Below are 9,734 nucleotides of genomic sequence, written 5' to 3'. Positions count from 1 at the left end.
TCCCAATTGTAGTGTTTTGCTAAAAGTTCTGTAAGCGTCGTTTTTCCTGCGCCAATATTTCCTGCTATCGCTACGTGCATAGATAGATTTTTATAATAATTAGGGTACTAAGATATTATTTTTTATCAGTAGAAAAAAGATATAACTCAGAACCGTCAAAGATAAAGAAATGATTATTTAATGTGTAGAATTTTTCAATATTAGATGGTTCTGGGAAAGTGATTGTTTCTATATTATTTTTATATCTATAAATAGTGTCATTTTGTAAGGTGTATAAGACCCTATTGCTGTATTGGAAGTCCTGGAGTTTGGTGTTACTATAGTTTTTTATAAAATTACCCAAGTAATCATACGTTCGAATTCCTTCGGTTGTTTGAATAAAAACGTTGTTTTCGGTACTTTTCATATTCACAACAGTTGCATTTTTCAAAGGTTGAGATCTAGCAACGACTGTCTGTGTTTTAAAATTAAAATTTTCTATGATTTTGGTATTTGTAGTAAATAGCCATAGGTGATTTGCTGTTCCTTTGGTGGCAAAACTTACATCATAAGGCAATTGAATGATATCGGTTTCATTTAATTGACTGTCTAATAAAATAACAACATTAAATTCTTGATAAAAAACAACAATTTTTAAAGGGTTGGTGATGTCTACAGAACTGATATTACCATATAGAAAATTTGAGTAGGTGAGCAGGTCATCTTTTGTTTGTTTTGATATAATGGTATTGTTGTAATAATAATAGTTGAAATCATAATCACAACCAACAAATTGATCAGCGTTGAGTGAATTTTTTTTGACAAGATTACTCTCTATTTGTCCAAACATAAAGTTGGTACAGAATAAACTAAAAAGATAGAAGAAATATCGCATTGAAACAAAGTTACAAAACTTAAGAATCTTTTATATAAAAACTAAGTTTTGTTATTAAACCATTCGGTGTTTTTAGTGTCTTATTGCATAGATATAACTAAAATTAAAACCCAACTATGAAAAACTACTTCACTGCGATCAGCTGTTTGCTGATTTCTTTTTACACTTTTTCTCAAGATTTTCAAGGAGAAGCTGTATACATGTCTAAAACAAAATTTCAATTTGATTTCGGAAATAGAAAAATTCCCGAAGATGCCAAAAAACGTATGCAAGAGCGAATGGACAAGGCGATGCAGAAAACTTTTGTGCTTAATTTTAACAAGGTGGCCTCTATTTACGAAGAAGAAGTAACATTAGAGAGCCAGGATAAAGGAGGGAGAGGTGCAATGTTCGCTTCTATTTTTGGTGGACCAAGTATTGGAAAAACCTATAAAAATGTTTCTACGAAAGAATCTAAAAGAGCCGTTGAGTTTTTTGGTAAAAATTTTTTGGTGGAAGATCCATTGAAACCTTTTGCATGGAAGTTAGAGAAGGAAACAAAAAAAATTGGAAAGTATACTTGTTTTAAGGCAACTACTTCGGTAGATAAAAAAGAAAACCCATTTGCCAAGAGTAAAGATTCCTTAGAAACTCAAACGTTGGTAACGGTATGGTATTCTCCGGAAATACCGGTTTCTATGGGGCCGGATAAATATTGGGGGCTTCCAGGGTTGATTTTAAGTGTAAACGCTGGGGATACCCAAGTCATTTGCACTAAAGTGGTGTTGAATCTAAAAGAAAAGAAAGAATTGAAAGCTCCTAAGAAAGGGAAAAAAGTTACAGAAGAAGAGTTTGATGAAATCGTTGAAGAAAAAACAATTGAGATGCGAGAACGATTTAAAAAAGGACGTCAAGGAGGCGGTGGAAATAGACCAAAACAATAAGTTTTTATGAAAAATAATTTACACTGTTTAGCTGTTTTATTTCTGTTTTTTTCTGGAGTTGTTTACACACAAACAATCAAAATAAAAGGAATTGTGAAAGATTCGATTGGCGGAGGATTAGAGATGGCAAATGTTATTGCCTTCACCAAAAATACTAATGAAATGGCTGAATATGCAATTACAGATTCCAAAGGTCGTTATTCTATAAATTTAGAAGCTGGACAAGTTTATGAGTTCAAGGTGAGCTATATGGGTTTTGATACTGAGACTGTATCTGTTGATCTGGTTGGGGTGCAAGAGGACTTAAGCAAAAACATCACTTTGAAAGAAACAAAGGATGTGCTAGATGAGGTTGAAATAGCCTATGAAATGCCAGTGACTATTAAAGGGGATACTATAGTTTATAATTCAGATTCCTTCAGGAATGGTACAGAAAGAAAACTTGGAGATGTTTTGGAAAAACTTCCTGGAGTTGAAATCAATGATGATGGAGAAATTGAGATTGAAGGAAAGCGTGTTTCCAAGGTGATGGTAGAAGGGAAAGATTTCTTTGATGGTGATTCTAAAGTTGCCGTGGATAATATTCCGGCAAATGCATTGGATAAAATAGAGGTGCTTCGAAATTATAATGAGGTAAGTCAAATGAAGGGGGTTACCAATAACGAAGATTCCATTGCTATAAACATTAGATTAAAAAAAGGGAAAGATAAGTTTTGGTTTGGAGAAGTTACTGCAGGAGGAGGAGTTGAGGATAGATATTTAGTACACCCGAAAGTGTTTTTTTACAGTCCTAAAATAAGTGTTAGTATTCTTACCGACTTTAATAATATCGGACAGGTTCCATTTACAAATAGGGATTATTATAGGTTTACAGGAGGTTTTAGGAATTTGTCTTCTAGAGGAGGAACTTCTTTAAATATTGATAATAATACGGTTGGGTTAGCGACTACACAAAACAATAAAGCCTTTGAGTTAACAACTCAGTTTGGAGCAGCAAACTTTAATCATAATCCTAATAAAAAAGTTTCTTTTAGTGGTTTTGGTATTTACTCAGGTACTCAAACCGATTTGTTAGAGGCTACAACAAAAACCTACCAAGACACTAATGATATTGAAAAAATAAATAGTGCTACGGAGCAGCAAAGTAAGTTAGGCCTATTTAAATTTAGTACTGTTTATAAGCCATCTTCGGATCTACAATTAGATTATGATTTGTTTATTAAAAAATCTGAGCAAGGAGAAAACGCTCTAAGAAGTTCTGAGTTGAACGATATGGGGAATGGTTATATCCATACGGATAACAATGATGATCCCTATTCGGTTTCCCAGAATTTGAATATTTATAAAACAATTGATCCTAAGAATATTCTTGCCTTTGAAGGTCAGTATCTATTTCAAAAAGAACTGCCTGTATTGAATTCAGTTTCAGATATTTTAAATGTAGATGCTTCTTTGACTCCCCCTTTAGATAATAATCAGGAGTTTTATGATTTATTGCAGGATAAAACTATTTCTACGAGTAGACTGGATGCCAAATTAGATTACTACTATGTTTTGAATAATCAGAGTCACTTGAATTTTACGATGGGAACTTTGTTGAGCAATCAAAACTTTAACTCAGGATTGCTGCAAGTATTAGATGATGGTTCTGAAAATATTTTTTCTGAGGATCGATATATCAATGATGTGTTATTTAAGTTTGCCGATGTTTATTCCGCTGTTCATTACAAATTTGTAAGGAAAAAACTGACACTGGAACCTGGAGTTTCATTGCACCTATATACCACAAAGGATGAACAATTGGACTCGGAAAATAGTTCTACTCAGTTTAGAATGCTTCCGGATTTTTATGCCAACTATCAATTTAAAAAAGCTGAGAGTCTTCGTTTTAGGTATACTATGACCAATCAGTTTACAGATATTAAGAAACTTTCTGAAGGGTTGTTATTCAATAACTACAATTCTGTGTATGCAGGAAATAGAAATTTAGAAAGCGCAGTTTATCATAAATATACATTGAGTTATTTTAGTTTTATAATGTATAATTATACGAATATCAATGCTTCTATTGATTATACAAAAAAAGAAAATACCATTAAAACGGATACAGAGTTTAATGGAATTGGGCAAGACAGAACTTCTATCAATTCTATTTTTCCTGATGAAACGGTTACGGCTAGATTTAGATATGGAAGAACTTTTAGAAAAATAAAAGTGAATCTTCGTACCAATGGAAATTATTCTAAAAACTACAACATTAGAAATGGAGAATGGTTTGCAAATAATGTTTACAATTATACCTATGGGGGTGATGTAGGAACCAATTTTAACAAGGCTCCAAATATTAAAGTAGGATATACTAAAAGTACAAATGATTACGGAGATCGCATTTATTATACCGATAAACCATTTGTGAATATCGATGCGAAATTTTTAAAACATTTTATTTTTACTGCAGATTATGACTATTATAATTACTATGATCAGGCCAAGACAATTTCAAATAAATACGCTTTTTTAAATGCGGAGTTGAGTTTTAGAGTAGCCGATAGTCACTGGGAATATGTTATTTCTGGAACAAATTTATTGGATACTAAATCTTTAAATAGAGATAATATTTCTATTGCAGCCAATACCGTAACAAGCAGTAGTTATTTTGTACAACCAAGATTTGTAATGTTTATATTGAAATACAACTTGTAGTTTTTTTTTTGTGTTAGCTTTTTAATCAAAAGTGCTAATAGGTTTCCTTTAAAATAAGTTTATTTGATGGGTTATGTGGGGTAATTAAGTAATAGTATTGGAATAAAAATTCCTGCTATTTTATTTAATTATTTTAATAACTTGTGATTCAGTTTTTTAATGATGAATTATTTCAAATAAAAAATAGTTATGAAGAAATTTCAGTTAAAAATCAACGGTAAAACCTATAAGGTAAAAGTTGATGAAACAACCCCTTTGTTATGGGTGCTTAGAGATGAGTTAGGATTGGTAGGTACAAAGTTTGGTTGTGGAATTGGACAATGTGGTGCTTGTACCGTACATTTTAATGGTAGTGCCACAAGAAGTTGTTTGCTGCCAGTTTCTGCTGTTGTGGGGAGCGAAATAACAACCATTGAAGGTTTGTCCGAAAATAATGATCATCCTGTTCAAAAAGCATGGCAAGAATTAGATGTACCACAATGTGGTTATTGTCAAGCGGGTCAAATCATGACGGCTTCTGCTTTTATTGAAGAAAATCAGAATCCTAGTAGAGAGGAAGTACGCGATGCAATGCATGGAAATATTTGTAGATGCGCAGCATATAACAGAATTGAAAATGCGGTGGTATTAGCGGCAAAAGAAAAACAATCAAATTCTTAGGACTATGGAAACTACAAAAAAGAATAGTGTAGATAGAAGGTTGTTTATGAAAACATCTCTTTTAGCAAGTGGAGGAATTTTGTTTGGATTTAATTTATTGGAAGCTTTGAATCCAAAGGCTTTGGTGCCGACAACAGTAGAGGATTTAAATTTTCATGAGTTCAATGCCTATATTAAAATTGCAGAAAACGGAAAGGTAACCTTGTTTTCTCCAAATCCAGAAATCGGTCAGGGGGTTAAAACCTCCATGCCAATGATTGTGGCTGAAGAGCTTGATGTTGCCTGGGAGGATGTTACCGTAGTACAGGCAAAATTAGATACAGAGAATTTTAAAAGGCAAGTTGCAGGAGGAAGTCAATCGATAAGAAAAGGATGGAAGCCATTGCGACAAACTGGGGCTACTGCACGACAAATGTTGTTAGAAGCTGCGGCTTTAAAATGGAAAGTTTCTTCAGTATCCTTATCAACTAAAGAAGGGTTCGTTTTTCATGAAAACGGTTCTAAATTAGGTTATGGTGAATTGGTTGAGGCGGCTTCTAAGTTGGAAATTCCATCAAATGTGACTTTGAAAAATCCTGAAGAATTTTCAATCATAGGACAAGGGAAAAGGAATGTAGACGTTTATAAAATAACAAAAGGAGAATCTCTTTTCGGTTTAGATTATAAAGTTGAAGGTATGCTGTATGCAGCGGTACTTAGACCACCTGCGTTTGGTCAAAAGTTAAAATCTTTTGATGCGACTCAGGCAAAAAAACTATCAGGTGTTGTCAATGTATTTCAATTTGAAGATAATATTGCTGTGATTGCAAACAATACATGGGCAGCATTTTCTGCAAAGAAATTGATTGTTGCTGAGTGGAGTTCAGATGCCTCCATCGATGGAACTTTAGAGTTGAATTCTAAAATGGAAACCATAATAGAAAATGACAAACTTAAGAGTTTAAAGAAAAAAGGAGATGTCAAAGTTGCTTTGAATTCTTCAGATAAAGTGTTAGAAGCCAGTTATGATAGTTCTTTTTTACCTCATAATTGTATGGAGCCAATGAATTTTTATGCGAATGTTACTCCAGAAAAAATAGAACTTGCAGGATCTATACAGACTCCTCAAAACTCAGTAAATAGCGTAGCGAAAAAACTTGGTAGAGATATTTCTGAGATAGATTTAAAGCTGACACGTATTGGTGGTGGATTTGGTCGTAGACTTACTGGTGATTTTGTGGTTGATGCAGCCGTTATTTCTGATATCGCAAAAAAACCGATCAAGTTGGTGTATACTAGAGAAGATGATATGACAGGAGGTATTTACAAACCTGCTGTAAAATATAAGTTCAAAGCTGCATTGAAAAAGAATGATTTGATTGGGTACGAGTTAAAGGAAGCTGCTGTTAATAGAGGGATGGGTAGACATCATGCTCAGAACTTTCCTTTTGGAGCAGTACCAAATTTAAATATTGCTTCGGGCTTGGTGCAAAGCGAAATTACCATCGGTTGGTGGCGAGCACCAGTTTCAAACTTTTTAGCTTTTGCAGAACAAAGCTTTTTGGATGAAGTTGCAATCTCTTTGAAGAAAGATCCCATCGAATATCGATTGGAAATGTTGGCCAATGTTAAAGGAAAAGTAAATTACAGTGCAAGCAGAATGATTGCCGTGATTGAAAAAGTAAGAAAAGATTCAAAATGGGGATCTTCCGTAGAAGGAACTTTTAAAGGATTTAGTGCTTATTATAGTCATCAGTCATATGTGGCTGAGGTTGTAGAAATAGAGATGAAAGATGGGCTACCTGTAATAAAGAAAGTGTATTGCGCTGTGGATTGTGGTGTCGTTGTCAATCCGATGGGAGCTGACAATCAAGTTGTCGGTGGAATTATTGATGGTGTGGGACATGCTATGTATGGAGATTTTGAATTTGAAAATGGCAAGCCAACAAGTTCTAATTATGACAAGTATCGTTTGATTCGTATGAATGAAACACCACAAGTTTTTTGTACGTTTGTAAAAAGTGACGAAGATCCTACAGGGTTGGGAGAACCTACCTTGCCTCCGGTAAGTGGTGCAATTGGGAATGCTATTGCTGCAGCTACAGGAAAAAGAATTCGAAAACTTCCTTTTGTTAAAAACTGGGAATTAAACGTATAATGACACACGAGTTTAAAAAAATAATAGAAACCTATGCTATAGTTCAAAAAGCTGGACAAAAAACAGTATTGGCTACTGTGATATCTGTAGAAGGGTCTTCCTATCGAAGAGAGGGCGCGAGGATGCTGGTGCTGGAGAACGGTAAAACTATCGGAGCTATTAGTGGAGGTTGTGTAGAAAAAGAAGTGGTGCTCAAGGCTCAGTCTGTTTTTAAATCAGGTGCAGCAAAAATAATGACCTACGATGGAAGGTATCGTCTGGGTTGTGAAGGTACTTTATATGTGTTGTTGGAAGAGTTAGTCATGGATGATGTAACTCTTGATTTGATCCATGAATCGTTTGTCAGAAGAAAGGAATTTGTAATGAAATCTTGGTTTTCGTTGGGGAATAATGAATTGCCTATGGGGTCAGAATTATTATTTAATTCTGGTGAAGCAAAGAATTTAAACAAACACCTTGAACCAAGTCAGCAGTTAGAAGTTTTTGAAGAGAAATTAGAACCTTGTTTTCGATTGGTGATTTTTGGAGGTGAGCATGACAGTGCAAAGTTGTGTGAATTGGCATGTGCAACCGGGTGGGAAGTCACAGTTATATGTTCTCCGCAAAGCGGAAAGTCGAAAAGAGATTTTCTAAGAGCTTCGGAAGTTATTTTAAGTGCTCCGGAAAATTATGATGCAAGTACTATTGATTCAGAAACGGCTGTTGTTATAATGTCTCATAATTTTGCCAAAGATGTACTTTTTTTAAAGGCTTTGAAAGTATCGAACCCAATTTATATTGGATTGTTAGGTCCAGCAAAAAGAAGGGAACAACTGTTACATGCTTATATTGAATATCATCCTGAAGTGGATGAAGCCTTTTTGGATAGAATATACGGTCCGGCAGGATTGAATATTGGTGCAGAAACTCCGAATGAAATAGGGATTTCTATTATTGCAGAAATTTTATCGGTGGTAAGAAAAGAAAATGTAATGTCACTTCAGGATAAAAAAGGTGCTATCCATACCACACGAATAAAAGAAAATGAAACAGTTGAAAAATGAAGTATAAGATCGCCTGTTTGATTTTGGCAGCTGGCAAAGGAACTCGAATGGGAAGTCAAAAACAACTGTTAACATGGAATGATACAACCCTAATAGGAAATATGATAGATACGGCTTCTGCTGTGTTTGATGATGATATTTTTGTTGTACTAGGATCAGGAAAAAATGAGATTCAAAATCAACTGTCGAAATATAATATTCAAGAGATTGATAATACAAGTTGGAAGCAAGGCATCGGTAGTTCCATTTCGGTAGGGATTAAGAAACTTGAAGGTTACCAAGGAGTTTTGATTTTATTGGCAGATCAAGTGTTTTTAGAGGTCGATCATTTAAAAAAGATGCTTCATAGTTTCGAATTAAATGAAGGTAAAATTATTGCAAGTACTTATAACAATATGCAACATCCTGCTGTACCGATGTTGTTTGATCAAATTTATTTTGACGTATTGATGGAACTAAATGGGAATATTGGAGCCAAAAAATTAATGAAAATGTATAAAACCTCAGTGGTTCAGATAGATACAGCTATTGATTTTATGGATGTGGATACCCCTGAAGATTACGCAAAGTATTCTGAAAAGAACAAATTAAAATAATTTTATTTTTTTTGTCTTAAGCCCTTGTGGCATCTAAATAAAGTTTTATATTTGCAACCGCTAACAGCAACGGTCTGGTAGTTCAGCTGGTTAGAATACCTGCCTGTCACGCAGGGGGTCGCGGGTTCGAGTCCCGTCCAGACCGCTAAAGCAAAATCAAATTAGCTTAAAACCTTGTAAACATTATGTTTACAAGGTTTTTTTTTGTTGCCAACTATCAAGTAATATGAAATTTATTCATATCTTGGGTCAACAAATCGGTCAACAGATTGTATTGTTGTATTTTGTTGACTACTTTAAGAAGTATATTATTAGTTGATTTGACTTTCGTCTACATGAGTTTAACTTAAAAGACGACAACTATGAAATCTTCAACAACTTTTTCAATCCTAATCTGGATTAATTCTTCACGTGCCATAAATAATCAAGCAGAATTATATGCTAGGGTTACAATCAATCAAAAACGAACCAATATAAGTCTTAAGCGAAAGGTTGATGTTTCGTCATGGGATAAATCGAAATCCAAAGTAAAAGGTAATAGTCAAGAAGCACGTGCTATAAATCAGAATATAGATAGGGTAAAGGCAAAAATTGTATACTCCTATCAATCGCTTGAGTTAGAAAATAAGTTTTTAACTTCTAAGTTGGTGAAAGCTCGGTTTTTCGGAACTGATGTACAGAGTCATTCTGTCAAAGATGTTTTTAAATATCATAATGAGAATGTAGAGCATAAGATTCATAAAAATACACTTCGTAGTTATAGAACAAGTCAGCGGTATATTCAAGAATATATGGAAG

At 34.0% G+C, this 9,734-nt stretch carries 9 protein-coding genes and 1 tRNA gene; 8 read left to right on the top strand and 2 right to left on the bottom strand.

The genetic code is table 11. The annotated features are described in order from the left end of the window. Both P8H68_RS11120 and P8H68_RS11115 read right to left on the bottom strand, forming a co-directional pair. Nucleotides 1-80, bottom strand: an 80-nt coding sequence (locus tag P8H68_RS11120; protein WP_300324970.1) for a deoxynucleoside kinase, incomplete at its 3' end; no start/stop codon positions are given. Between the two features lie 35 nt (nucleotides 81-115). Further along, nucleotides 116-829 (bottom strand): hypothetical protein, encoded by a 714-nt coding sequence (locus P8H68_RS11115; protein ID WP_300324967.1) that lies wholly within the window; start codon nucleotides 827-829, stop codon nucleotides 116-118. Between the two features lie 161 nt (nucleotides 830-990). On the opposite strand from P8H68_RS11115, the gene P8H68_RS11110 reads away from it, so the two are divergent. The 8 genes from P8H68_RS11110 to P8H68_RS11075 form a co-directional block, all read left to right on the top strand. Then, on the top strand, nucleotides 991-1,797 hold the full coding sequence (locus P8H68_RS11110; RefSeq protein ID WP_300324965.1) for a GLPGLI family protein: 807 nt from the start codon (nucleotides 991-993) through the stop codon (nucleotides 1,795-1,797). A gap of 6 nt (nucleotides 1,798-1,803) precedes the next feature. Then, nucleotides 1,804-4,500, top strand: coding sequence for a TonB-dependent receptor (locus P8H68_RS11105; protein WP_300324962.1), 2,697 nt, complete (start codon nucleotides 1,804-1,806; stop codon nucleotides 4,498-4,500). A gap of 189 nt (nucleotides 4,501-4,689) precedes the next feature. Then, nucleotides 4,690-5,160, top strand: a complete 471-nt coding sequence (locus P8H68_RS11100) for a (2Fe-2S)-binding protein (RefSeq protein ID WP_300324959.1) — start codon at nucleotides 4,690-4,692, stop codon at nucleotides 5,158-5,160. A 4-nt stretch (nucleotides 5,161-5,164) separates the two neighbouring features. After that, nucleotides 5,165-7,297, top strand: coding sequence for a molybdopterin cofactor-binding domain-containing protein (locus P8H68_RS11095; RefSeq protein ID WP_300324957.1), 2,133 nt, complete (start codon nucleotides 5,165-5,167; stop codon nucleotides 7,295-7,297). Next, nucleotides 7,297-8,340, top strand: a complete 1,044-nt coding sequence (locus P8H68_RS11090; protein WP_300324955.1) for an XdhC family protein — start codon at nucleotides 7,297-7,299, stop codon at nucleotides 8,338-8,340. The genes P8H68_RS11095 and P8H68_RS11090 overlap by 1 nt, the downstream gene beginning before the upstream one ends. After that, nucleotides 8,337-8,936, top strand: coding sequence for a nucleotidyltransferase family protein (locus tag P8H68_RS11085; protein WP_300324953.1), 600 nt, complete (start codon nucleotides 8,337-8,339; stop codon nucleotides 8,934-8,936). Before P8H68_RS11090 ends, P8H68_RS11085 begins: the two co-directional genes overlap by 4 nt. Nucleotides 8,937-9,007: 71 nt before the next feature. After that, nucleotides 9,008-9,081: transfer RNA gene (locus P8H68_RS11080), tRNA-Asp, on the top strand. A gap of 217 nt (nucleotides 9,082-9,298) precedes the next feature. Then, nucleotides 9,299-9,734 (top strand): Arm DNA-binding domain-containing protein (locus tag P8H68_RS11075; RefSeq protein ID WP_300324949.1); only part of this gene is annotated, 436 nt, incomplete at its 3' end.

The organism is Flavicella sp. (genome assembly GCF_029238425.1).
GTDB lineage: Bacteria > Bacteroidota > Bacteroidia > Flavobacteriales > Flavobacteriaceae > Flavicella.
Note: the sequence above shows the minus strand (reverse complement) of the source record. Positions and strands in the feature narration are given on the sequence as shown.